The organism is Reyranella sp., from assembly GCF_030651995.1.
GTDB lineage: Bacteria > Pseudomonadota > Alphaproteobacteria > Reyranellales > Reyranellaceae > Reyranella.
This window is the reverse complement of sequence record NZ_JAUSBN010000037.1, coordinates 40,932-65,089: the sequence shown is the minus strand read 5'-3', so window position 1 is coordinate 65,089 and position 24,158 is coordinate 40,932. Positions and strand designations below refer to the sequence as shown.

The window sequence follows — 24,158 nt, the reverse complement described above, 5'->3', positions numbered from 1 at the left end:
CAGGAGCGGCATGCGTTCGACGATTTGGATTGGTGGTCTGGTCGCCCTGGTCCTGCCATTTGCGGCAGCCGATGCCCAGGAGGCGGCCGACGACGATGACGACGACGGCGTGCGCCACGTCGGCAAGATCCACAACAGGCTGCGCGCGGCCGAGGCGCGCGAGCAGTACTTCCTGGAACAGCCCTTCGACGACGCCGCCCGTCGCTACGCCCGTGCGAAGCAGCAGATCCAGGATACGACCGGCATCTTCTATTCGATGACCTCGTCGGTGCTGAGCCAGTGGGGTGCGCCGGGCAGAAACTATGGCGCGGTGCAGGCCCAGTTTGCACCGGCGGTGAACTGGAAGGCGTTTGACGATCCCGGGATCGGCGCCGGTTCCTTCCAGTTCGCCTACCTCGCGACGCAATACTGGTCGGGTCAGACCGGCACCAGCCTGCAGAACCGGCTGAACCTCAACAGTCAGGTCAACGACTATCCGGACAACCAGCTCACCTTCGCACAGGTGAGCTACACGCATGATTTCCCGGGCGATTTCGTGTCGGTGACGGTGGGTCAGTATCCCTTCTCGAATTTCGACAGCAATGCCTATTCCAACAACGAGCAGGTCAACTTCATCGGTTACTCGCTCGCCCAGAACGGCAGCCAGAACTACTCGCAGGGCAGTCTCGGCGCCTACATCCAGGTCAACCCGACGGAGGAGCTGACCTTTGCCGTGGGCTTCCAGGACGCCAACAACGTCCTGGCCTCCAACTACATCCAGTTCAACACGGTGGGGCAGGGCCAGTATTCCTGGTTTCTCTACGGCGCCTGGTCGCCGACTGCCGGCAAGCTCGGCCAGGGCAGCTACTCGCTGCTCTACTACAACCTGCCCAGTGTCGAGATGCAGCCACAGGCCAGCTCGGGGCTTTCCTTCAGCGCCGCCCAGCCCTTCGGCGAAAAGTGGGGCGTGTTTCTGCGCGCCAACACCGTCTGGAATTCCAGCCAGCCCATTCAGTCGTCGATCGCCGGCGGTGCGGTCTACAACAACCCGCTGGGCCGCGCGCCGCTCGACCAGATCGGTCTGGGGATCGCGTGGAACAGGGTCAACCAGACGCTCTATGCCGACACCTATGTGAACCCCAGCGAGACGATGGTCGAACTCTACTGGTCGTGGTCGGTGAGACACCTCTTGATCACGCCCGACGTGCAGCTCTACTTCCAGCCGGCCCTGGCGCCGACGCAGCAGATGGCGGCGGTCTTCTCGCTGCGCCTGACGGTGCTGTTCTAGAGTCTTTCCGTCTCATGTTGTCCCCCCTTACCTCACCCTGAGGAGGCCGCATCGCGGCCGTCTCGAAGGGCGGGCAGCGGACGCGGTGCTCGTGCCCATGCTTCGAGACGCGCTCCTATTGGAGCGCTCCTCAGCATGAGGCTGTGGGGTATGTTCCATCCCGCTCGGAAAGACTCTAGTTTGAGAGGGCACATGGGAAGGACGATCTGGCACTGTCATATCGCGATGTCGCTCGACGGCAAGATCGCGCGCGCCGATGGCTCCTTCGACTGGCTGGAGAGTTACCCGCCGCAGGACTTCGGCTTCGACTCCCTGATGGCGGGCATCGATGCGATCCTGATGGGACGCGACACCTACGAGGTCATGCGCGGCTTCGGCGAGTGGCCGTACGGCGAAAAGCCGACGATCGTCATGACCCATCGTCCGCTGGTCGAGGCGCCGGGCGCCGTCGAGGCGCGCTCGGGCGATCTCGCGGTCGTGGCGGCCGAGCTGGAAGCGCGTGGTTATGCCCGGGTATGGGTCGAAGGTGGCGCACAGGTGATCCGCGGCATGATCGCGGCCGGCAAGCTGGACGTGCTGGAGATGGCGATCGTGCCGATCGTGCTGGGCAACGGCATCCCGCTCATCGCGCCGGGCACGCCGGAACTCAAGCTGACCTTGAAGTCCTGCGAGCCGCGCAGCGGCGGCGCGCTGCATGTCGTCTACGAAGCGGCCCGATAACGCCTCGTAACGACTGTAAGGGCAGGCGGACGCGGCGATTGTGCCGTTGGCCCCCGTGTGTTCAAATTCCGGAGAGTTCGACGCTACGACTTATGTAAGCAAGCTGACGAACCGCCATTCGATCGACGATTGCTGATGCTTTTCCCTGATCCCAGGCGAAGGAGCGGCCGTGACGACACCGAATGTTCTCATGATCTTCCCGCGCTTCAATCCGAACTCCTTCTGGAGCCTGCAGGCGGCGTGTGATCTCCACGGGGTGCGGTGCCCGGCGCCGCCGCTCGGTCTCATCACCCTGGCCGCGTTGCTGCCGCGCGACTGGAACATCAAGCTGGTGAACCGCAATGCCGAGGCGCTCGACCCGGCCGACCTCGCCTGGGCCGACCTGATCATGACCGGCGGGATGTTGCCGCAGCGCGTCGATTCGCTCGAGATCATCCGGATGGCTCAGGCGCAGGGCAAGCCGGTGGTCGTCGGAGGGCCGGACGCCATGTCCAGTCCCGAACTCTTTGATCATGCCGACTTCCTCGTCGTCGGCGAGGCCGAGGGCGTGATCGGACAGTTCGTCGAGGCGTGGGAGTCGGGCGCCAGGACCGGGCGGTTCGAGGCCGAGAAGTTCAAGACCGACATCACCAAGAGTCCGATCCCGCGCTTCGACCTGATCGATTTCAGCCACTATCTCTTCGTCGGCGTGCAGTTCTCGCGCGGCTGTCCGTTCAACTGCGAATTCTGCGACATTATCGAGCTGTTCGGCCGCGTGCCGCGATCCAAGACGGTGCCGCAGATGCTGGCGGAGCTGCAGGCGCTGCACGATGCCGGTTATCGCGGCCATGTCGACTTCGTCGACGACAATCTCATCGGCAACAAGAAGGCACTGAAGCAGTTCCTTCCCGCCCTCGAGGCCTGGCAGAAGAGCACCGGCTATCCCTTCATGTTCTCGACCGAAGCCTCGATCAACCTGGCCGACGACGTCGAGCTCCTCGACATGCTGAAGCGGGCCAACTTCTTTGCCATCTTCGTCGGCATCGAGAGTCCCGATACCGCAACGCTCGTCTCGACGCGCAAGAAGCAGAACACGCGCCGCAGCCTGGCCGAGAGTGTACACAAGATCCATGCGGCGGGGATGATGGTGATCGCAGGATTCATCGTCGGCTTCGACACCGAGGAGCTTCGCGTGGCCGCGGAGATGATCGAGTGCATCGAGGCCACCAACATTCCGGTTTGCATGGTCGGCCTGCTGACCGCCCTGCCCACCACGCAGCTGACCCGCCGGCTGGAGAAGGAGGGTCGCCTTCTGCCCTTCGCCGATCAGGGCCTCGGCGATCAATGCACCGCAGGGCTCAATTTCGTGACCCGACGGCCTCGCATCGACATCCTGAAAGACTACAAGGCGATTCTCGAAGCCGTCTACCGGCCGGGCGCCTACTTCGAGCGCGTCCGCCGATCGGGCCTCAACCTGCGACGGCCCAGCCATCCGGTGACGGCCCGACCGGTCGTCACGCCCCGCGATCGAAACACGTTGCTGCGGCTGATGTGGAGAATGACCGTGGTGCGGCCCTTGCTCGCCCGGCACTTCTGGCGGACGTTCGTCGACATCGCCCGGCACAATCCCGCCGCCCTCGAGGTCGTGGTGATCCAGCTCATGCTCTACCTGCACCTCGGGCCGTTCTCGAAGACGGTCGTTGCGGAAATCGACCGGCAGATCTCCGTGCTTGAGCGCGAACCGCCATCTCGGCCGCAGGAGCGCGACGCTGGAATTCTGCAACGGGCCGTGTAACGTCGCGCGCTTCGTCGACTCCCGAGGCCTTCATGATCCGCAAAGCGACCAGCGCCGACCGCCCCCGAATTTCGGAGGTTCGCCTCGCCGTCCGCGAGAACCAGCTCAGTGCGGCCTCCGTGAGCAAGGTCGAGACGACCGCCAACTGGATTTTCGAGAACGCGGCCTTCTGGGTGTGGGAGGAGGCGGGCACGGTGCAGGGCTTCTCCGTCGCCGATCCGCGCGACGGCACGATCTTCGGGCTCTTCGTCCATCCGGACTTCGAGGGCCGCGGTCTTGGCCGCGCCCTGCTGCCGCTGGCCTGCGAGGATCTGCGGGCGGCGGGTTTCGCGGCGGCGACGCTGACCACCGGCCCCGGCACGCGGGCCGAGCGCTTCTACCGGACCAACGGCTGGGAAGAGATCGGGCGCAAGGACGACGGCGAGATCATCTTCCGGAAGTCCCTGTAACGGCGCGTCGCAGCGCTGCACGCGCCAGAAGCCGCGTCGAATCGAGCGTCGGCAGCGGCGAGTTGCCGTCGTTCATGATCAGCGGGATTTCCGTGCAGCCCAGCACGACGGCGTCGCAGCCTTCTTCCTTCATGCGGTCCATCACGCGCTGGAAGGTGGCGATGGCTTGCGGCGTGAAGCGGCTCTGCACCAGCTCATCCATGATGATCTGGTTGAGGGCGTCGCGCTCAGGCTCGGTCGGCCGCAGCCACGCAAGCCCTTGCGCGTCGATCTTCTCCGGATAGACCTCGCTGTCGACCAGCCAGCGCGTGCCGGTGATGCCGAGCTTCCGGTAGCCGCGCGCCGACGCTTCGGCGGCGACCACCTCGGCGATGTGCAGCCAGGGCAAAGGCGAGTGCGGCAGCACGTGGCTCATCGCGTGGTGGATGGTGTTGTCGGGGCAGATCAGGAAATCAGCTCCCGCTCGCGCGAGCTTGTGCGCCGACGACAGCATCAGTTCGGCCACGCCGGCGCGATCGCCGCGGTCGAGCCGCTCGACATAGTCGGCCAGGGAATGCGTGTGCAGCGAGATTTCGGGATGGGCGTGCGAACCCATGAAGCCCGCGCCCTCGACACAGATGGTCTTGTAGCAGAGCGCCGCGCCCTCGGCCGAGCAGGCGACGATGCCGATGTGTTGAGGCATGGTCAGCCCTTGGCGCGCGGATGGGCGGCGCGATAGACCGCGGCGAGGCGCGCGGCGTCGACGTCGGTGTAACGCTGGGTCGTCGACAGCGAGGCGTGGCCCAGCAGCTCCTGGATGGTGCGCAGGTCGCCGCCCGCACCCAGCAGGTGGGTGGCGAAGGAGTGGCGCAGCGCATGCGGCGTCACGCTTTCGGCAAGGCCGAGATCGCGCCGGATCTCGCGTACCCGCTTCTGCACGATGGCGGGATCGAGCGCGCCGCCACGGGCGCCCATGAAGACGCGATCCGAGGGTTTCGCCGCTGCGAGCCACGGGCAGGCGTCACGATACTTCCTCAGCGCCTGCAGCGCCTGCGGCAGCAGCGGCACCAACCGGGTCTTGTTGCCCTTGCCGGTGACGGCGAGCGTATCGCGGCCGCTCTTCAGCAGCTCGTCGACCTCCGCCCTGGTGAGCGCCAGCGCCTCGCCGATGCGCAGGCCGGCGCCGTAGAGCAGGATCAGCACGGCGGCGTCGCGCAGGTCGATCCACGGCGCGCGTTCCTGCTCGGGCTCGGCCGCGAGCAGATCCTCCATGTCGCGCTCGCTCAGCGCCTTCGGCACGGAGCGCGGCAGCTTGGGCGTCTGGATGGTGGCGATGCTCGCATTGTGGGCGAGCTTGTTCTTGTCGAGGAAGCGGAAGAAGGAGCGCACCGAGGAGAAGGCGCGGGCCGTCGAGGAGCGCGCCATCCCCTGGCGCGAGCGCTCGGCCAGCCAGGCGCGGAACTCGGCGGGCTTCAGCCGGGCGAGCGCCTCGAGCGTCGGCGTCTCGCCGAGATAGGTCGCCATGAAGCCGAGGAAGGTCGCGACATCGTGCTCGTAGGCGATGAGCGTATGGTCGGCGAGCCGGCGCTCGCTCTTCAGCCAGTCGCGCCACGCCGCCAGTGCGTCTGCGACCCTCACGGCGATGCTACTCGGGCAGGTCGAGCCAGGCGCGAATCGTGTTCTCCAGCACCTTCGACAGGAAGAACAACAGCTCGGTCGCCATCTCGGGCCCGAAGGCTTCGGGATCTCGCGCGCCGAAGCACATGACGCCGTCGGGCGAGCCCGACGAGACCTGCAGGCGCATCAGCACGTCGGACTTCACGAAGCGCGCGACGTCGCCGAAGAACGCCTCCTCGCCCACGATGCTGGAGCGCAGGCGGGCATGTTTGTCCGGGCCGATGGCCGCGTCGATGGCCCCCGGCGCCAGCACGTAGACGCCGCGCACCGGGACGCGCTTGGGGGCGTCGGCATTGGCCTCGATCGCGAGGGTGATGAAGTCGACGTCGAGCAGCTCGGGCAGCTCGTGCGTCACGACATGGATCATCTTCTCGAAGGTCGTCGCCTGGATGATGCTGATGACCGCCGCCTGGATGCGGTTCTGGACGATCTGGTTCTGCTTGGAGTTGGCGATGATCTCGGTGCGCTCGACCTTGAGCTTCTCGATCTCGCCGCGCAGGCGCTTCAGGATCGCCTGCTGCATGTCGATGACGCCCGGCCCCTGGACGCGCGGCGTCACGCCCATCTCGGCGGCCAGTTCGCCGTTCTTGTCGAAGAAGTCGGGATGGGCCTTGAGATAGGCCACGACGTCGTCGGCGGTGATCAGCTTCACCTGCCGGCCGGAGCCGTCGGGCGCCGGAATCGTCCCGTCATTGGCCATGCGCCCGTCTCCGGGTCAAAGGATCGACTGGCCGGTCTTGGCCCAGTCGTCGAGGAAGGCCTTGAGACCGTTGTCGGTCAGCGTGTGCTTGAAGAGCTGGCGCAGCACGTTGGGCGGCAGGGTGCCGACATGGGCGCCGAGCTTGGCAGCCGCGATCACGTGCTGGGTGTGACGGATCGAGGCCACCAGCACCTCGGTCTTGAAGTGTGGATACTGGCGGTAGATCGTCATGATCTCGCCGATCAGGTGCATGCCGTCCTGGCCGATATCGTCGAGACGGCCGACGAAGGGCGAGACGAAGGTGGCGCCGGCCTTGGCGGCGAGCAGGGCCTGGGCCGCCGAGAAGCACAGGGTGACGTTCACCATCGTGCCTTCGGAGGTCAGCACCTTGCAGGTCTTGAGCCCGTCCGGCGTCAGCGGCACCTTCACGGCGACGTTCTTCGCCAGCTTGGCGAGCTTGCGACCCTCTTCGAGCATCGTCTTGTGGTCCGTCGCGACGGTTTCGGCGCTGACCGGGCCCGGGACGATGGCGCAGATCTCCTTGATGACGTCGAGCATCTGCCGGCCGGACTTGGCGATCAGCGAGGGGTTGGTCGTCACGCCGTCGAGCAGGCCGGAGGCCGCGAGATCCGTGATATCGGCAACATCGGCGGTATCGACGAAGAACTTCATATAAACTACCCCAATGGCCAGTGGTTCGGACTCGCCTGTTACCACAATTTCTAGCGATTCCCCTTCGGAGCCACAAGCCAAGGGGATCGCGTCGTCGCGTCTCGAACCGGTGGAAAACACGATCAAGGTCCTGCTGCCGCTGCCGCTCGCCGATGCCTACGACTATCGAGTCCCGGAGGGCATGCCGGTGATGCCGGGACATTTCGTCGTCGTGCCGCTCGGCAAGCGCGAAACGATCGGCGTCGTCTGGGGCGCGGGCACGGGCGACGTCGCGCCGGAGAAGTTGCGCGATGTGATCGCCGTCCTTCCCGCCTTGCCCATGGCCGACGCGATGCGCCGCTTCGTCGACTGGGTGTCGGCCTATACGCTGATGCCTGCAGGTGCCGTGCTGCGCATGGCGATGAGCGTGCCCTCGGCGCTCGAGGCGCCCAAGACCGAACTCGTCTATCGGCCGGCCGCGCCGACTGGCGACACCGCGCTCAAGCTCACCGCGGCGCGCCGTCGCGTGCTGGAGCAGTTGAAGGACGGGCCGTCGATGACCGCTTCGGAACTGGCGCATCTCGCGGGCGTCGGCGCGTCGGTTGTGAAGAGCATGGCATCGCTTGGATTGCTGGACGCCGAGGAGCGCATCGTCCGTCGATCCTTTCCGCAGCCGGACGGGCTGCATGCGGGTCCGACCCTGTCGCCGGCCCAGAAGATCGCCGCCGACGGGCTCGTCGGAAAAGTGACGGCTCACGCCTTCTCGGCGACCCTGCTCGATGGCGTGCCGGGCGCTGGCAAGACCGAGGTCTATTTCGAAGCGATTGCCGCCTGTCTGGCCGCCGGCCGGCAGGTTCTGGTGCTGCTGCCCGAGATTGCGCTCACGGCGCAGTGGCTGAAGCGCTTCGAGGATCGTTTCGGCGCGCAGCCTTCGCCCTGGCATTCAGGCCTGACCAGCCTGGAGCGCCGGGAGACATGGCGCGCCATCGCCGAGGGAAGGGTGGGGGTCGTGGTCGGTGCACGCTCCGCGCTGTTCCTGCCCTTCGCCAGACTCGGCCTGATCGTGGTCGACGAGGAGCACGACGGCTCGTTCAAGCAGGACGAGGGTGTCGTCTACAACGCGCGCGACATGGCCGTGGTGCGCGCGCGTCTTGCCTCCGCACCCATCGTGCTGGCATCGGCGACGCCCTCGCTCGAAAGCGTCGTCAACGTGAAGAGCGGCCGCTACGGCGAAGTGCACCTGCCGGGCCGCCACGGCGGGCATCGGCTCGCGACCCTGTCGGCGATCGATCTGCGGCGCACGCCGCCGCCGCGCGCGCGCTGGCTGTCGCAGCCGGTCGTCGAGGCCATGAAGGAGACGCTGGCGGCCGGCGAGCAGACGCTGCTGTTCCTCAATCGCCGTGGCTATGCGCCGATTACGCTCTGCCGGGCCTGCGGCTCGGGCCTCGAATGTCCGCAATGCTCGGCCTGGCTGGTCGAGCACCGGTTTCGTCGCACCCTGGTCTGCCATCATTGCGGCTACTCCGAGCCGCCGGCCCACACCTGCCGGCACTGTGGGGCGGTCGACCAGTTCGTCGCCTGCGGTCCCGGCGTCGAACGCCTGGCGGAGGAGGCGCTGGAGCTCTTTCCCGAGGCGCGGCTGGAACTCTTCACCTCGGACAGCCTGATGAACCGCGACGAGGCGTCGGCGGCCGTCGACCGCATGGAGAAGGGCGAGATCGACATCCTTATCGGCACGCAGATGGCGGCAAAAGGGCATCATTTCCCGAATCTGACCCTGGTGGCGGTGATCGATGCCGATCTCGGCCTGAACGGCGGGGATCTGCGCGCGGCCGAACGGACCTTCCAACTGCTCTATCAGGTCGCCGGTCGCGCCGGACGCGACGGCCGGCCGGGCCGGGCGCTGATCCAGACGCACAATCCGGAGCATCCGGTGATGCAGGCGCTGGTCTCGGGGGATCGCGACCGGTTCGTCGAGGTCGAGCTTCACGATCGGGCAGCGGCGGGCATGCCTCCCTATGGACGGCTGGCCTCGCTGATCATTTCCGGGCCGGACCCCGTCGCGGTCGACAATGTCTGCGCCGCACTGGCGCGCCAGGTGCCCCAGCAGGAGGGCGTCACGGTCCTGGGGCCGTCGGTCGCACCATTGGCCCTGCTGCGCGGCCGGCACCGGCGGCGCTTCCTGCTCAAGGCCGCCCGTGACGTCGCCGTGCAGCCTTTGCTGCATGCCTGGCTGGAGAAAATCGGGCTGCCGGGTTCAGTTCGCCTGCAGGTCGATGTCGACCCCTATTCCTTCCTTTGAGACCCCGCCGCGACCCCCGCGCCGAAAAACCGCTGTAGAACAGTGCTTTGCGGACGTTGCGTCGGGAAATGCAGCATGGTAGCAACGCGCGCTTTTCCGGGGTGGGGCGGCAAGCGACGCGGGGCGTTCTGCTAGCGAAAAGCGTGTGAATTCAATGGCTTGCCGGCCGCGTTCCGCGGCAGGGGAGAGGCTCTCGACGTGACCACCGCATCCTCGGCCGTATCTGGCGTCGCCGGACGCTATGCCAGTGCTCTTTTTGATCTGGCAGATGAAACCAAGTCCCTCGACAAGGTCGCACAGGATCTCGCCACCTTTCGCAGGCTTCTCGAGGAGAGCGCGGACCTCAACCGCCTCGTCGCCAGTCCGGTCATCTCGCGCGCCCTGCAGGGCAAGGCTTTGCTCGCCGTACTCGATGCCGCGGGCATTTCCGGACTGACGCGCAACTTCATCGGCACCGTGGCAGCCAACGGTCGCGCCCGCGATCTGCCGGCGATGTCATCAGCCTTCCTCGCCGAGCTGGCTCGCCGCCGCGGCGAGACCACCGCGACGGTCACCACGGCCGTTCCGCTTTCTCCTGCCCAACTGCAACAGCTCGGCGACTCGCTGCGCTCGGTGCTGGGCAGTAACAAGGTTTCCATCGACGCGCGCGTCGAACCCGACATTCTCGGCGGCCTCGTCGTGAAGGTTGGCTCGCGCCTGTTCGATTCGTCCGTCCGAAGCAAGCTGCAGCGCCTGCAGCTTGCCATGAAGGGAGTTGCCTAAATGGATATCCGTGCCGCCGAAATCTCGGCCATTCTGAAGCAGCAGATCGCCAACTTCGGCACCGAGGCCGAAGTGGCCGAGGTCGGCCAGGTCCTCTCCGTCGGTGACGGCATCGCCCGCGTCTACGGACTCGACAGCGTCAAGGCCGGCGAGATGGTCGAGTTCCCCGGCGGCATCAAAGGCATGGCGCTCAATCTCGAGAGCGACAATGTCGGCGTCGTCATCTTCGGCGAAGACCGCACCATCAAGGAAGGCGACACGGTCAAGCGCACCGGAACCATCGTCGACGTGCCGGTGGGCAAGGGCCTGCTGGGCCGCGTGGTCGACGGTCTCGGCAACCCGATCGACGGCAAGGGGCCGCTGGCCACCACCGAGCGCCGCCTGGTCGAGGTGAAGGCTCCCGGCATCATCCCGCGCAAGTCGGTGAACGAGCCGATGCAGACCGGCCTCAAGGCCGTCGACTCGCTGGTCCCGGTCGGCCGCGGCCAGCGCGAGCTGATCATCGGCGATCGCCAGACCGGCAAGACCGCCGTCGCCATCGACACCTTCCTGAACCAGAAGGGTATTAACAAGGGCACCGACGAGAGCCGCAAGCTCTACTGCGTCTACGTCGCCATCGGCCAGAAGCGTTCGACCGTCGCCCAGATCGTGAAGACGCTCGAGGACAACGGCGCGCTGGAATACTCCATCGTCGTCGCCGCGACGGCCTCCGATCCGGCTCCCATGCAGTTCCTCGCGCCCTACACCGGCTGCGCCATGGGCGAGTACTTCCGCGACAACGGCATGCATGCCGTGATCGTGTATGACGATCTTTCCAAGCAGGCCGTCGCCTATCGCCAGATGTCGCTGCTGCTGCGCCGCCCGCCCGGCCGCGAAGCCTATCCCGGCGACGTGTTCTATCTCCATTCGCGCCTGCTCGAGCGTGCCGCCAAGCTGAACGAGAAGAACGGCTCGGGTTCGCTGACGGCGCTGCCGATCATCGAGACGCAGGCCGGCGACGTCTCGGCCTACATCCCGACCAACGTGATCTCGATCACCGACGGCCAGATCTTCCTCGAGACCGAGCTCTTCTATCAGGGTATCCGTCCCGCCATTAACGTCGGCCTGTCGGTCAGCCGCGTCGGCTCGGCCGCGCAGATCAAGGCGATGAAGCAGGTCGCCGGCACCATCAAGCTGGAGCTGGCGCAGTATCGCGAAATGGCGGCCTTCGCCCAGTTCGCCTCGGACCTCGACGCCTCGACCCAGCGCCTTCTCGCGCGCGGCCAGCGCCTGACCGAGCTGCTGAAGCAGGGCCAGTTCTCGCCGATGCCGGTCGAGGAGCAGGTCATCTCGCTCTATGCCGGCACCCGCGGCTTCCTCGACACGCTGCCGATCGGCCGCATCAACGAGTTCGAGCGCCAGTTGCTCGACGCGGTCCGCGCCGAAGGTTCGATCCTGTCGTCGATCCGCGAGAAGCGTGAGATCGTCAAGGAAACCGACGACAAGCTGAAGGCGTTCCTCGGCGATTTCGTCAAGAAGTTCGCCTAACTCCCGAAGGTTTCGATGCCCAGCCTCAAAACCTTCCGCCTCAGGATCCGAAGCGTTCAGTCGACGCAGAAGATCACGAAGGCCATGAAGATGGTCGCAGCCGCCAAGCTGCGACGCGCCCAGGAACAGGCCACCGCGGCCCGTCCCTATGCCGAAGCCATGGACCGGATCCTGGCGTCGCTGGGACACAGCTTCAAAGGCGGCACTGGCCCGCGCCTGCTGGCCGGCACCGGCTCGGACAAGGTTCATCTGCTGATCGTCGCCACCGGCGATCGCGGCCTGTGCGGCGGCTTCAACAGCACGATCGTGCGCGAGGCGCGCCGCCAGATCCGCGCACTCGAGGCCGAAGGCAAGACCGTCAAGATCTTCACGGTGGGCCGCAAGGGCCGCGACCAGCTGCGCCGCGACTACAGCCGCCTGATCGTCGAGAGCGTGTCCGACCTCGGCCGCCCGCGCCTGACGTTCGGCGACGCCCAGAAGGTGATGACGCGCGTCATGGAGATGTTCGAGGCCGGCGAGTTCGACGTGGCCTCCATCGTCTTCAACCGCTTCAAGTCGGCGATGACGCAGGTCACCACCGTGCAGCAGCTGATCCCGCCGCCGGCGCCCGAGACCACGGCCGAAGCGGCCGCTCCTGCCGCGGTGGGCGGTGCGATCTACGAATTCGAGCCGGACGAGGGCGAGATTCTCTCCGACCTGTTGCCGCGCAACCTCACCGTCCAGATCTTCCGCGCTTTGCTGGAGAATGCCGCGAGCTTCTACGGCTCGCAGATGACGGCGATGGACTCTGCGTCGCGCAACGCCGGCGAAGTGATCAAGAAACTGACGCTGCAGATGAACCGCTCGCGTCAGGCCACCATCACCAAGGAACTCATCGAGATCATCTCGGGCGCCGAGGCCGTCTAGGCCGCGCGCTGTACGCAATCGAAGGAAAGGGATTCGTCTCATGGCCACCAACAACATTGGCTCGATCACCCAGATCACGGGCGCCGTTGTCGACGTGCGGTTCGAAGCCGGGCAGCTGCCGAACATCCTGAACGCGCTGCACGTCAACGCCGACAACCGACTGATCGTGCTGGAAGTCGCCCAGCATCTGGGTGAGTCCGAAGTGCGCGCCATCGCGATGGACACGACCGACGGTCTGGTCCGCGGCGAGAAGGCGGTCGACACCGGTTCGCCCATCCAGATGCCGGTCGGTCCCGAGACGCTCGGCCGCATCCTGAACGTCATCGGCGACCCGATCGACGAGCGCGGCCCGGTTGGCCACACCAAGACCCTGCCGATCCATCGCAGCGCGCCGGAATTCACCGAGCAGTCGACGGAAGCGCAGATCCTGGTCACGGGCATCAAGGTCATCGACCTGCTCGCGCCCTACGCCAAGGGCGGCAAGATCGGCCTGTTCGGCGGCGCCGGCGTCGGCAAGACCGTGACGATCATGGAGCTGATCAACAACGTCGCGAAGGCGCACGGCGGCGTGTCGGTGTTCGCCGGCGTCGGCGAGCGCACCCGTGAAGGCAACGACCTCTATCACGAGATGATCGAAGGCAACGTCATCAAGCTCGACGGTCCGGGCTCCACGGTGGCGCTGGTGTACGGCCAGATGAACGAGCCGCCGGGCGCGCGCGCGCGCGTGGCGCTGTCGGGCCTCACCGTCGCCGAGTACTTCCGCGATGCCGAAGGCCAGGACGTGCTGTTCTTCGTCGACAACATCTTCCGCTTCACCCAGGCCGGCTCGGAAGTGTCGGCGCTGCTCGGCCGCATCCCGTCGGCGGTGGGTTATCAGCCGACGCTGGCCACCGACATGGGCGGCCTGCAGGAGCGCATCACCTCGACCAAGAAGGGCTCGATCACCTCGGTGCAGGCCATCTACGTGCCCGCCGACGACTTGACCGATCCGGCGCCCGCCGCCTCGTTCGCCCACTTGGACGCGACGACCGTGCTCAGCCGCTCGATTGCCGAGCAGGCGATCTTCCCGGCCGTCGATCCGCTCGACTCGACCTCGCGCATGCTCGACCCGCGCATCGTCGGCCAGGAACACTACGATACCGCCCGCGCCGTGCAGCGCGTGCTGCAGCAGTACAAGTCGCTGCAGGACATCATCGCCATTCTGGGCATGGACGAGCTCTCGGAAGAGGACAAGCTGGTCGTCAGCCGCGCCCGCAAGATGCAGCGCTTCCTCAGCCAGCCGTTCCACGTCGCCGAAGTGTTCACCGGCACGCCGGGCGTGTTCGTGAAGCTCGAGGACACGATCAAGGCGTTCAAGGGCATTCTGGCCGGCGAGTACGACGACCTTCCCGAACCGGCGTTCTACATGGTCGGCACGATCGAGGAAGCCGTGACCAAGGCCAAGAAGCTCGCGGCCGAGGCGGCCTAAGCACATGGCCAAGGTCTCCTTCCGTCTGGTGATGCCCGAGCGCGAGCTGCTCGCGACCGAGGCCGACATGGTGGTCGTCCCGGGCAGCGAAGGCGACTTCGGCGTGCTGCCGGGCCACGCTCCGCTGGTCTCGACGGTTCGGCCCGGCGTCCTCGAGGTCTATCAGGGCAGCAAGGTCGAGCGGCGCTTCCTCGTGGCCGGCGGCTTTGCCGAGGTCACGCCGGAGCGTTGCACGGTACTGGCCGACGAGGCGGTGCCGTTCGAACAGGTCACCGTCGCGCAGCTCGACGAGCGCGAGCGCTCCGCCCGCAACGATATCACTGACGCCGCTACGCCCGCCGAGAAGGCCGCCGCCGAGAAGAATCTGGGGATCGCCCAGGATCTCAAGCGTGCGCAGGCCTTCTACGCCAGCCGCTGATTTCAGCTCTACTGCGCAATTTTCGGTCGAAAAGTCCTCCGGTCCGCCATTGAAAGGCGGGCCGGAGGTGGCTTTATTACGCTGGTAGGACAACGCGCCGAGGGTGCTCGTGCATGGGTAACTGGACACTCGAGACGATCGCCTGGGATCGCTTCGATGCGTCGAAGGTGGATCCGGAGATTGTCCGCAACATCAAGGCCGCAGCCCTGGTGGAGCGGAACGGCGGCGACTACGGCATCTATCTCTGCCGGGTCTTCGCCGACGATCCCGCCTTCCTGGACGCCGTGGAAAACTGGGTGGTCGAAGAGGTCCAGCACGGCATGGCGCTGGGCCGCTGGGCCCGGCTTGCCGACCCATCCTGGGATTTCGACGCGGCCTTCGAACGGTTCCGGATCGGCTACCAGGTGCCGCTCCATGTCAGCGAATCGGTGCGCGGCAGCCAGGCCGGCGAGATGATCGCCCGCTGCATCGTCGAGACCGGCACCAGCTCCTATTACAGCGCCCTCAAGGATGCGACCGAGGAGCCGGTGCTGAAGCAGATCTGCCAGAAGATCGCGGCCGACGAGTTCCGGCACTACAAGCTCTTCTACGAGCACCTCAATCGCTGCCTCGAGCGCGACCGGCTGAACCGCTGGTCCCGGCTGCGCATCGGCTGGGGGCGCCTCGCCGAGAGCGAGGACGACGAGCTGGCTTACGCCTATTTCGCCGCCAACGAGCCGACGGGAGCGGTGTACGACCGCAAGCGCAACATGCAGGCCTATGCAAGGCGCGCCTATCCACTGTACCGCCAGACCCACGTGCAGCGCGCCATGGCCATGGTGCTGAAGGCGGTCGGGCTGGAGCCGCAGGGCCGGCTCAACAATCTGATGACCCGCGCGGGCTTGTGGTTCCTGCGCCGCAACGCCGCCAAGCTGGCGTCGCAGGGGGCTTAGAGCGCAAAGATCCCTCGCTTACGCTCGGGATGACAAGAGGTTTTGGTAGCGCCACCTGCTGTCATCCCGAGCGTAAGCGAGGGACCTTTCGATTTCTTAACCTCAAATCAGGTCGGCGAATTCCTCGAACACGGCGTCGTAGACGGCGCGCTTGAAGGGCACGATCAGCGTCGACAGTTCGCCGGGCGCGATCCAGCGCCAGGAGGCGAATTCCTGGTCGTGCGCGTCGATGTCGATGTCGGCATCCGTGCCCGTGAAGGCCAGCGCGAACCACTTCTGCGCCTGGCCGCGCCAGCGGCCCTTCCAGTAGGCGGGCCGCCGCTCCTCCGGCACCTCGTAGGAGATCCAGGCGGTGCTCTCGCGCAGCAGCAGCGCCTTGGTCGTGCCGACCTCCTCGTGCAGCTCGCGGCAGGCGGCCTCCACCGGCGTCTCGCCCTTGTCGATGCCGCCCTGGGGCATCTGCCAGGCATCGGGCTGGTTGACGCGGCAGCCGACGAAGACGCGGCGGTCCGGCGCGATCAGCATCAGGCCGACGTTCCGTCGATATTCGGGTGCGATGGCGGTGGTCATGAACCTCAGGGGCGGAGCTGCACAGGTTGTGCCCGCAAGCGGGTCATGCAGGCGTCGCGGCATTCGAAATGCCCGATGATCGGCACGAAAGATACCGCGGTCTGACCCTCGTGGCCCTTGTGCCAGGCGGCGATGGCGGTGATCGCCTCGTCGTCGGGCTGCATGACGCCAAAGGCATGGCGCGGTGTGCGGCCGGGAGTGGTCTCACCCACCCATGCGCCGAGCCGGTCGAGATTGCCCGCAACGCCGTCGCCCGCGAGCTTGTAGTCCAGTACGTCCGTGCTGCGGGCATAGCCCACGCCCAGCTCCTCGGTCAGGCGCTGGATCGGGGTCACCCCCGGCGCCGGATTGACCTCGATCAGCGCAAGGCCTCGCTCGGCGATTTCCATGACCAGCGGTCGCATAACCCCCTCCGATTGCGCGGCGCGCCCGGGCGGGGAGATCACGAGGCCGACATAGCCTTCGCCACGCGCCAAGGTGGCGCGCAACCTGCGCAGGTTCTCCGGCACGTCGGCGGTGGCTTCGATCGGCCGGACACCGCGCTCGGCGACGGCGTGATCGTCCATTGGGAGCATCAGGTAGCTCTCATGGCCGAACGCGCGGGCCTGCGCCAGCCAGCGCGGCAGGTCGGGCGTGCTGGGCAGGAAGGCCAGGCTGACTTCGGGCGGCAGGTCCTCTATGGCACGACGCATCGTGGCCTCGTTGAGGCCGACATTGATCACAAGCAGGCCGAGGCGCGCCGGCGGGCCGGCCGGATCGAAGCGCCGGGCATGGGCGATCCACGGCATCCAGCCCGAGGGCGCTATGCGCGGCAGGCGAAGCCCGTCTGCGGTCGTCTCGATCATTGCGGCGAGGTCTTCGGCGGGCAGGTTTCGGAAGCCCGACGGCTTTGGCGGGCGCTGCGGCAGCGGCAGGGACTGGATTTCCGCCGGTGCGGGGGCTGTCGGGGCGGCATCTTCGACAGCGGGCAGCGGCGCCGAGGCCGCCACGGCGCTGTCGACGATCTGCGGCGTCTTCCCGTCGAAGTCGCCGAAGGCGATGCCGGCGGAGGCCGCGATCAGGCCGAAGACCAGAAGGTAAGCCGCGACCAGACCGCGAGGGTCTGGCCGCTTCTTTGCGACGATCGCGACGCGCCGGCTGGACCTGGCGGCGGACATGGTCACGCCGTCATCTCCGAAGGCCGGTCAGTTGGCCTTGCTGCTGTAGAGCGAGATGCCGCGGATCAGGTCGGCCGCGCGCAGCAGCTGGTAGTCGGCCGCCTGCTCCTTCGGCGGCTCATCCGGATCGCCCGACGGCGTCGCCTGGGGCGTGGTCTGGCCGGCCGCCTTGTCGTCGGTCTTGTCACCCGGCTTGGCGGCTTCCGGCTTGGCATCGCCCGGCTTGGCCTGCGGTGCCGGCGGCGCCACCGGCTTTTCGTTCGGGTTGGTGATCGAGCGGCGCAGGTTCTCTTCGCGGAAGTTCGAACGCTGCTGGATGTTCTCGATCTTCGCGGGCTCGACCTCGATGTCCGGCTTGATGCCTTCCTTCTGGATCGAGCGGCCCGACGGCGTGAAGTAGAGCGCCGTGGTCAGGCGGATCGCGCCGCCGCCGGTCACCTGCATGATGGTCTGGACCGAGCCCTTGCCGAACGACCGGGTACCGAGAACGATGGCCCGGCGGTGGTCCTGCAGCGCGCCCGCCACGATCTCCGAGGCCGAGGCCGAGCCGCCGTTCATCAGCACGACGATCGGCAGGCCGCCCGCGACATCGCCCGGCTTGGCGTTCCAGCGCTGGACCTCGTCGTTCTTGCGCGCCTTGACCGAGACGATCTCGCCCTTGTCGAGGAAGGCGTCCGACATGGCGATGGCCTGGTCGAGCAGGCCGCCCGGGTTGTTGCGAAGGTCGATGATGTAGCCCTTGAGCTTGTTGCCGGCTTCCTTCTTCAGCTTCTCGACGGCGTCGAGCACGCCCGGCGTGGTCTGCTCGGTGAAGGAGGTGACCCGGATGTAGCCGATGTCGCCGCCCTCGAGGCGGAACTTGACCGGCTTCACCTTGATGGTCTCGCGGGTCAGCGAGACGTCGAACGGATCCTTGGTGCCGCGGCGGATCGAGACCTTGATCGGCGTGCCGACCTTGCCGCGCATCCTCTCGACCGCTTCCTGCAGGGTGAGGCCCTGCACCGGCTCGCCGTCCAGCGCGAAGATCAGGTCGCCCGGCTGGATGCCGGCCCGTGAAGCCGGCGTGTCGTCGATCGGTGACACGACCTTGATGACGCCGTTGTCCATCGTCACTTCGATGCCGAGGCCGCCGAACTCGCCCTTCGTCTGGACCTGCATGTCCTTGTAGGACTTGGGGTTCATGTAGCTCGAATGCGGATCGAGCGCGCTCAGCATGCCGTTGATGGCATTCTCGATAAGCTGCTTCTCCTCGACCGGCTCGACGTAGTCGCGGCGGATGCGCTCCAGCACGTCACCGAACAGGTTGAGCTGCTGGTAGAGTTCACTCTTGTCGCCGCCGGCGGCCTTCGGGTCGGCGGCCTTGGTCTGCGCGAGGGCGGGAGCAGCCAGGAAAGCGACGGCCGTGGCGAGGGAGGCGAAGCGCAGAAAGGTCATTTGGGTGCCTTCAGGAGGGAGTCGCCAGGGGCTTTGAGGGCCCGGCGATCCGGTGTTTCAGCGTGGGTTGGAAGATACAGGGGCGTCTTTGGCAGGATCAAGGCGCCGGGGCCCGGCGCCGCTTCACAAATCAGGCAGAGGCTGCGGCCGCTGGGCGCGGAACCTCCAGGACGGTCGGTCGGGAGACGGTCGAGAGCATCGATCTGCCGGTCATTTCCACGGGCTGCGGAACGCCCATCAGGGCCAGCATCGTGGGCGCGACGTCGGCCAGTTTTCCGTCCGACAGAGAATGGACCGATGCCGGGCCGTTGAACAGCAGCGCGGGCACGCGATGCAACGTGTGCTGGGTGTGCTTCTGGTGCGACTGCTCGTCGTACATCTGCTCGGCATTGCCATGGTCGGCGGTGACGAACATGACGCCGCCGGCCGCCCGGATGGCCGGCATCAGCCGTCCGAGGCAGCCATCGACGGCCTCGACCGCCCGGGTCGCCGCCGCGAGGTCGCCGGTATGGCCCACCATGTCGGTGTTGGCGTAGTTGACCACGATCAGGTCGAACTTGCCCGATCCGATCGCCTCGACGAGCTTGTCGGTCACTTCCGGCGCGCTCATCTCCGGCTTCATGTCGTAGGTCTTCACCTTGGGCGACGGCACGAGGATGCGCTCCTCGCCCTCGAACACGCGCTCCTCGCCGCCGTTGAAGAAGAAGGTGACGTGCGCGTACTTCTCGGTCTCGGCGATGCGCAGCTGCTTCAGGCCGGCGCGCGACACCGTCTCGCCGAGGCCCATCTTGATGATGGCGGGCGGGAACAGCGTCTTCAGGAACGGGTTGAGGGCGGCCGAATACTCGACCATGCCGACCGCCGCGCCGAAGGCTGCGACCCGGGTGCGGTTGAAGCCGTCGAACCGCGGATCGAGCAGCGCCGTCAGGATCTCGCGCGCGCGGTCGGAGCGGTAGTTGAACATCAGGAGGGTGTCGCCGTCCTTCATGCCGGCATAGCCGTCGATCACCGTCGGCAGGACGAACTCGTCGTCGAGCTTGGCGGCATAGGCTTTCTCGACGGCCTCCTTCGGCGTGGTCGCACCTTCGCCTTTGGCATCGACCATCGCGTCATAGGCGAGGGTCACGCGTTCCCAGCGCTTGTCGCGGTCCATGGCATAGAAGCGGCCGGTCACGGTCGCGAAGCGGATCGGCAGGCCGGCCTTGAGGCCCGCCTGGATGTGGTCGAGGCACTCCAGCGCGCTGCGCGGCGGCATGTCCCGGCCGTCGAGAAACGCATGGATCCAGACCGGCACGCCGTGGCCCGCGATCAGGTTGGCGAGGAAGACGAGATGGTCCTGATGGGCATGCACGCCGCCTGGAGAGGCGAGGCCCAACAGATGAAGCGCCGCGCCGCTCTGCTTCAGCCGGGCGATCGTCTCGGCGAGGATCGGGTTCTTCGCGAGCGAACCGTCCTCGATGGCATTGTCGATGCGCGGCAGGTCGGGCACGGCGACCCGGCCGGCGCCGAGATTCATGTGGCCTACTTCCGAATTGCCCATCTGCCCCTTGGGCAGGCCGACGAAGCTCTCGGAGGCGTCGATCAGTCCCTGCGGGCAGGTTTTGACCAGCTGGTCGAAGTTCGGCGTGCGGGCGCCCAGGATCGCATTGTTCGACAGGTCGGTGCGATGGCCCCAGCCGTCGAGGATGCAGAGCATGACGGGGCGCGGAGCACTGGCAGCCATCACGAGGCCTTCCGGATCTGGGGGTGGGCGCGTTCGACGGCGTTGAACTTGTTGGGGCAGCTCAGGTCGCGCGGGTCGGTGTTGGGATTCTGGTCCGGTACCTCGATGGCGCAGAACACGAACTCGCCGCGCGGCTCTCCGTCGATGCTGACATCGTAGGTGTAGGTGCCGGGCGGATCCCCGGGGATGATGCACCAGGAGCGCTGCAGCACGCCGTCCTGCACCCTCTCGAGCATGCGCGTCGTGGCCTTGGTCTTGTCGTCGCTGACTTCAGTCTCGGGGCCGGCGATCACCTGCTCGGCCGGCTGCGAGGTCGTGAGGACCTCCTTCAGCGACACCACCCGGTTGGGGCCGCCGAGATACATGCGCCAGCCGAAGCAGGCGCGGTGGAACAGCAGCGGAATGGCGTTGGTCTCGTAGTGGCGCTGCTTGCCGTCTTCGCCGGTGATCGAAACGTAGGGGATGCTCCGCACGGGCTTTGCAGCGGGCGTCTGGACGGGCGTCGTCGGGTTCGTCGACTGGGCCATTGCGGCGCTCGAAGCGGCTGCCAGGAGAAGGGCGGACGAAGTGGCCAGGAGCCACCGGGGGAAGGGGTGCATGGAAGCAATGTAGCCCCGGTTTTTCGTCAGAACAGAGGCAAAATCGCCTTTTCCGAAGGGTTCGTCAGGCCCGGTGGTAGGGATGACCGGCGAGGAGTTGCTGGGCGCGGTAGATCTGCTCGGCCAGCATCCCGCGGGCCAGCAGATGGGGCCAGGTCATGGCGCCAAATGACAGGATGAGCGTGGCATTCTTCAGCATCGCCTCGGTATGCCCGTCGGCCCCGCCGATCAGGAAAGCCACGTCCGAGACCGACGTGTCGCGCCAGCCGGCCAGGCGGGCCGCGAAGCCCTCGCTGTCCAGCACCTTGCCCCGGCGGTCGAGCATCACCAGCGTCGCTCCGGCCGGTGCCGCGTCGAGCAGCAGTTCACCTTCGCGCTGCATGAGCTGGGGCGCGGGCAGCTTCCGCTTCTCCTCGAGTTCGCGCAGCACGAGCGGCCAGCGGATGCGGCCGGCATAGTGTTCGTACAGGTCCCGCTCCGGCCCACGCGAGGCGCGGCCGATGGCGGCGATGGTGATCTTCAAGCCGGAAGCTTTCCGCTTCGGGTTGACCCACGTCCCTCATCCCGAGGAGGCCGCTCAGCGGCCGTCTCGAAGGATGGGAAACAGGCGTGATGTTCGTGCCCACCCTTCGAGACGCGGCCCTGCGGACCGCTCCTCAGGGTGAGGGTATTGTCGGGAAGGCCGAAGTCGTTCGTTGCCGTTCGGAACGACCGCTGGCTCACGACTCGCGCTTGCGTCGGGCCGCGGGCTTGGCGGCCGCCTTCTTGACGACCGCCTTCTTGACGACGGCTTTCTTGACGGCAGCCTTCTTGACCGGCTTGGCGGCGGCCTCGTCCTCGAGCGCCCACATCTTCTCGAGCGCGTAGAAAGTGCGCGCTTCGGGGCGGAAGACATGGACGATCACGTCGCCGGCATCGACCAGCACCCAGTCGCCGGTCTGCTTGCCTTCGACGGGAATGTAGCCGCGGCCGGACTGCTTGAGCTTGTCGGCGAGGTTCTCGGCGATGGCCACGACCTGGCGGGTCGAGCGGCCGGAGGCGATCACCATGTAGTCGGCGAAGGCCGACTTGCCCTTGAGGTCGATGACGACGATGCCCTCGGCCTTGTTGTCGTCCAGTGACTGGCGCACCAGTTCGAGGAGCGCGTCGGAGTCTTTGCTTCGATCGGGAAGCGTGCGGGTCTGGTCGGGGATGGTCTTTCCTTTCGATCTGGTCCGTCGGGGCCGCTCGGCGCGGATGGCCGTCGCGGAATGGCTGTCCAACCTGCTCGGGATAAAGCACCAGGCCGGCGGCTCGCAAGTGGCCAGCCGGCGCGCCTCGGTGGCCTGCAGCCGGAAACGCTCGAAGGTGCGCGGCGCCGGGGCGGCCAGCGCCGTATAGCCCCAGCCGGGGCGGGCGAAGGCAGCGATCGGCACGGCGGCGAACAGGTCGCGCCAGCCTGCCCAGTCGACGAGCTGGGGCAGGATGTCGGCGCCCATCAGCCAGACGAACTTCGCATGAGGATAGACGCGCTTCAGCGCCCGGACCGTGTCGAGCGTGTAGCGCGTGCCCAGCAGCAGCTCGGGCGCGCCGACGCGGATGCGCGGATGGCGGGCGACCTGGCGGGCACGGGCCACGCGCGTGGGCAGCGGCTCCATGCCGTCGCCGCTCTTCAGCGGATTCTGTGGCGACACCAGCCACCACACCTCGTCGAGGCCGAGGCGCTTCAGCGCTTCCAGGCTGATATGCCGGTGGCCGGCATGAGCGGGATTGAACGAGCCGCCCAGCAGGCCGATGCGCCGCGCCGTGGCGCGCGGCACGTTCGGCATCGGGTGCAGGCTCATCGCCAGGTACTCACGAGAGTCTGCTCACGGCCTGAGCGTGCCCTTGCCGCGCACGATGTTCTTGTAGGTGGTCAGCTCGACCAGGCCCACGGGGCCGCGCGCGTGCATGCGGTTGGTCGAGATGCCGATCTCGGCACCCAGGCCGAACTCGCCGCCGTCGGCGAACTGCGTGCTGGCATTGTGCATCACGATGGCGCTGTCGACCTCGCCCAGGAAACGCTGCGCCGTCGCCTCGTTGTCGGTAACGATCGATTCGGTGTGCTGGCTGCCGTAGCGCGCAATGTGCCCGATCGCGCCGGCGACGCCGTCGACCGTGGCGACCGAGATGATCGGTTCGAGATATTCCGTGCGCCAGTCCTTCTCGGTGGCGGCCAGCGCCCTGGGATCGCGCTTCTGCACCTCGGCGTCGCCGCGCACTTCGCAGCCCAGCTCGTGCAGCCTGTCGAGCACCGGCTTCAGGTGCGTGTCGAGCGCGGCGCGGTCGATCAGCAGGGTCTCGGCGGCGCCGCAGACGCTGACCCGGCGCATCTTGGCGTTGGCCACGAGATCGCGCGCCATGTCGACGTCGGCGTCGCGATCGACATAGACGTGGCAGATGCCGTCATAGTGGCGCAGCACCGGCACGCGGCTCTCCTCGGTCACGCGGTCGATCAGCGAGCGCCCGCCGCGCGGCACGATCAGGTCGAGCCAGTCCATCGCGCGCAGCATCTCGCCCACGGCGGCGCGGTCGGTGGTCGGCACCAGGGCCACGCAATCCTCGGGCAGGCCGGCGCCGGACAGCGCACGACGCAAGAGCTCGACGATGGTGCGCGAGGAATGGAAACTGTCGGAGCCGCCGCGCAGCACCACCACATTGCCCGACTTGATGCACAGCGCGCCGGCATCGGCGGTGACGTTGGGCCGTGCCTCGTAGATCACGCCGATGATGCCGATGGGCACGCGCACGCGGCTGAGTGCCAGGCCGTTGGGACGCCGCCATTCCTCGATGATTGCGCCGACCGGATCGGGCAGGGCGGCGATGTCGTCGAGTCCCTTGGCCATCGCCTCGATGCGCGCCTCGTTCAGCAGCAGCCGGTCCTGAAGCGCGCTGGTCATGCCGGCGGCCTTGGCCGCCTCGATGTCGCGCGCATTGGCGGCGAGGATCGCGGCCTTCTCGGCGCGGATCAGACGCGCGGCCTCGAGCAGCGCCGCGTTCTTGGCTGTGGTCGATGCGTTGCGCAGGGAAGCGGCGGCGGCCTTGGCGCGGCGGCCGAGCTCCGCGACGAGGGCCACGACGTCTTCGGCGACGGGCTTGCTCTGGACGTTCATGCGACGCTCCGT

General features: G+C 67.0%; 23 protein-coding genes. 11 read left to right on the top strand and 12 right to left on the bottom strand.

Annotated elements, in window-relative coordinates; translation table 11 throughout:
* Nucleotides 1-10 precede the first annotated feature (10 nt).
* The 4 genes from Q7V45_RS10645 (at nucleotide 11) to Q7V45_RS10630 (ending at nucleotide 4,210) form a co-directional block, all read left to right on the top strand.
* A complete protein-coding gene (locus Q7V45_RS10645; RefSeq protein WP_304851322.1) occupies nucleotides 11-1,267 on the top strand; it encodes a carbohydrate porin in 1,257 nt (418 codons plus the stop codon).
* 192 nt (nucleotides 1,268-1,459) lie between these two features.
* Nucleotides 1,460-1,987 carry a dihydrofolate reductase family protein gene (locus Q7V45_RS10640; protein ID WP_304851319.1) on the top strand — a complete coding sequence of 176 codons (528 nt, stop codon included), beginning with the start codon at nucleotides 1,460-1,462 and terminating at the stop codon, nucleotides 1,985-1,987.
* 190 nt (nucleotides 1,988-2,177) lie between these two features.
* Entirely contained in the window at nucleotides 2,178-3,761 is a 1,584-nt protein-coding gene (locus Q7V45_RS10635) for a B12-binding domain-containing radical SAM protein (protein ID WP_304851479.1), read from the top strand.
* A 32-nt stretch (nucleotides 3,762-3,793) separates the two neighbouring features.
* Entirely contained in the window at nucleotides 3,794-4,210 is a 417-nt protein-coding gene (locus tag Q7V45_RS10630) for a GNAT family N-acetyltransferase (RefSeq protein WP_304851316.1), read from the top strand.
* Here Q7V45_RS10630 and Q7V45_RS10625 read toward each other — a convergent pair.
* The 4 genes from Q7V45_RS10625 to fsa are packed head-to-tail and all read right to left on the bottom strand — an operon-like array spanning nucleotide 4,188 to nucleotide 7,238.
* Nucleotides 4,188-4,892, bottom strand: a complete 705-nt coding sequence (locus Q7V45_RS10625; RefSeq protein ID WP_304851313.1) for an aspartate/glutamate racemase family protein — start codon at nucleotides 4,890-4,892, stop codon at nucleotides 4,188-4,190. The genes Q7V45_RS10630 and Q7V45_RS10625 overlap by 23 nt on opposite strands.
* A gap of 2 nt (nucleotides 4,893-4,894) precedes the next feature.
* Nucleotides 4,895-5,827, bottom strand: a complete 933-nt coding sequence (locus tag Q7V45_RS10620; protein WP_304851310.1) for a tyrosine recombinase XerC — start codon at nucleotides 5,825-5,827, stop codon at nucleotides 4,895-4,897.
* Nucleotides 5,828-5,834: 7 nt separating this feature from the next.
* Nucleotides 5,835-6,566, bottom strand: coding sequence for a DUF484 family protein (locus Q7V45_RS10615; protein WP_304851307.1), 732 nt, complete (start codon nucleotides 6,564-6,566; stop codon nucleotides 5,835-5,837).
* 15 nt (nucleotides 6,567-6,581) lie between these two features.
* Nucleotides 6,582-7,238, bottom strand: a complete 657-nt coding sequence (gene fsa / locus Q7V45_RS10610; protein ID WP_304851304.1) for a fructose-6-phosphate aldolase — start codon at nucleotides 7,236-7,238, stop codon at nucleotides 6,582-6,584.
* A 109-nt stretch (nucleotides 7,239-7,347) separates the two neighbouring features.
* On the opposite strand from fsa, the gene Q7V45_RS10605 reads away from it, so the two are divergent.
* From Q7V45_RS10605 to Q7V45_RS10575, 7 genes are all read left to right on the top strand, one after another.
* Complete coding sequence (locus Q7V45_RS10605) at nucleotides 7,348-9,519, top strand: primosomal protein N' (RefSeq protein ID WP_304851302.1); 2,172 nt, start codon at nucleotides 7,348-7,350, stop codon at nucleotides 9,517-9,519.
* 198 nt (nucleotides 9,520-9,717) lie between these two features.
* Complete coding sequence (locus Q7V45_RS10600; protein WP_304851300.1) at nucleotides 9,718-10,281, top strand: F0F1 ATP synthase subunit delta; 564 nt, start codon at nucleotides 9,718-9,720, stop codon at nucleotides 10,279-10,281.
* On the top strand, nucleotides 10,282-11,808 hold the full coding sequence (atpA, locus tag Q7V45_RS10595; RefSeq protein WP_216956314.1) for a F0F1 ATP synthase subunit alpha: 1,527 nt from the start codon (nucleotides 10,282-10,284) through the stop codon (nucleotides 11,806-11,808).
* Between the two features lie 15 nt (nucleotides 11,809-11,823).
* Nucleotides 11,824-12,714 carry a F0F1 ATP synthase subunit gamma gene (locus Q7V45_RS10590; RefSeq protein WP_304851297.1) on the top strand — a complete coding sequence of 297 codons (891 nt, stop codon included), beginning with the start codon at nucleotides 11,824-11,826 and terminating at the stop codon, nucleotides 12,712-12,714.
* A 40-nt stretch (nucleotides 12,715-12,754) separates the two neighbouring features.
* Complete coding sequence (gene atpD / locus Q7V45_RS10585; protein WP_304851295.1) at nucleotides 12,755-14,182, top strand: F0F1 ATP synthase subunit beta; 1,428 nt, start codon at nucleotides 12,755-12,757, stop codon at nucleotides 14,180-14,182.
* A gap of 4 nt (nucleotides 14,183-14,186) precedes the next feature.
* Entirely contained in the window at nucleotides 14,187-14,600 is a 414-nt protein-coding gene (atpC, locus tag Q7V45_RS10580; RefSeq protein WP_304851293.1) for an ATP synthase F1 subunit epsilon, read from the top strand.
* A 113-nt stretch (nucleotides 14,601-14,713) separates the two neighbouring features.
* Nucleotides 14,714-15,532 carry a ferritin-like domain-containing protein gene (locus Q7V45_RS10575; RefSeq protein WP_304851290.1) on the top strand — a complete coding sequence of 273 codons (819 nt, stop codon included), beginning with the start codon at nucleotides 14,714-14,716 and terminating at the stop codon, nucleotides 15,530-15,532.
* Between the two features lie 102 nt (nucleotides 15,533-15,634).
* On the opposite strand, the gene Q7V45_RS10570 is transcribed toward Q7V45_RS10575, so the two are convergent.
* The 8 genes from Q7V45_RS10570 to Q7V45_RS10535 all read right to left on the bottom strand — a co-directional run bounded on the left by Q7V45_RS10570 (nucleotide 15,635) and on the right by Q7V45_RS10535 (nucleotide 24,146).
* A complete protein-coding gene (locus Q7V45_RS10570; RefSeq protein WP_304851287.1) occupies nucleotides 15,635-16,102 on the bottom strand; it encodes an RNA pyrophosphohydrolase in 468 nt (155 codons plus the stop codon).
* A 5-nt stretch (nucleotides 16,103-16,107) separates the two neighbouring features.
* A complete protein-coding gene (locus Q7V45_RS10565) occupies nucleotides 16,108-17,259 on the bottom strand; it encodes a divergent polysaccharide deacetylase family protein (protein ID WP_304851476.1) in 1,152 nt (383 codons plus the stop codon).
* 27 nt (nucleotides 17,260-17,286) lie between these two features.
* Nucleotides 17,287-18,693, bottom strand: a complete 1,407-nt coding sequence (locus Q7V45_RS10560; RefSeq protein ID WP_304851284.1) for a S41 family peptidase — start codon at nucleotides 18,691-18,693, stop codon at nucleotides 17,287-17,289.
* 130 nt (nucleotides 18,694-18,823) lie between these two features.
* On the bottom strand, nucleotides 18,824-20,416 hold the full coding sequence (gpmI, locus tag Q7V45_RS10555; RefSeq protein ID WP_304851281.1) for a 2,3-bisphosphoglycerate-independent phosphoglycerate mutase: 1,593 nt from the start codon (nucleotides 20,414-20,416) through the stop codon (nucleotides 18,824-18,826).
* Nucleotides 20,416-20,943, bottom strand: coding sequence for a hypothetical protein (locus Q7V45_RS10550; protein WP_304851278.1), 528 nt, complete (start codon nucleotides 20,941-20,943; stop codon nucleotides 20,416-20,418). The genes gpmI and Q7V45_RS10550 overlap by 1 nt, the downstream gene beginning before the upstream one ends.
* A gap of 136 nt (nucleotides 20,944-21,079) precedes the next feature.
* Nucleotides 21,080-21,538, bottom strand: a complete 459-nt coding sequence (gene rlmH, locus Q7V45_RS10545; protein WP_304851275.1) for a 23S rRNA (pseudouridine(1915)-N(3))-methyltransferase RlmH — start codon at nucleotides 21,536-21,538, stop codon at nucleotides 21,080-21,082.
* Nucleotides 21,539-21,734: 196 nt separating this feature from the next.
* Nucleotides 21,735-22,838 (bottom strand): nicotinate-nucleotide adenylyltransferase, encoded by a 1,104-nt coding sequence (locus tag Q7V45_RS10540; RefSeq protein WP_304851272.1) that lies wholly within the window; start codon nucleotides 22,836-22,838, stop codon nucleotides 21,735-21,737.
* A gap of 24 nt (nucleotides 22,839-22,862) precedes the next feature.
* On the bottom strand, nucleotides 22,863-24,146 hold the full coding sequence (locus Q7V45_RS10535) for a glutamate-5-semialdehyde dehydrogenase (protein WP_304851270.1): 1,284 nt from the start codon (nucleotides 24,144-24,146) through the stop codon (nucleotides 22,863-22,865).
* Nucleotides 24,147-24,158: the final 12 nt, after the last annotated feature.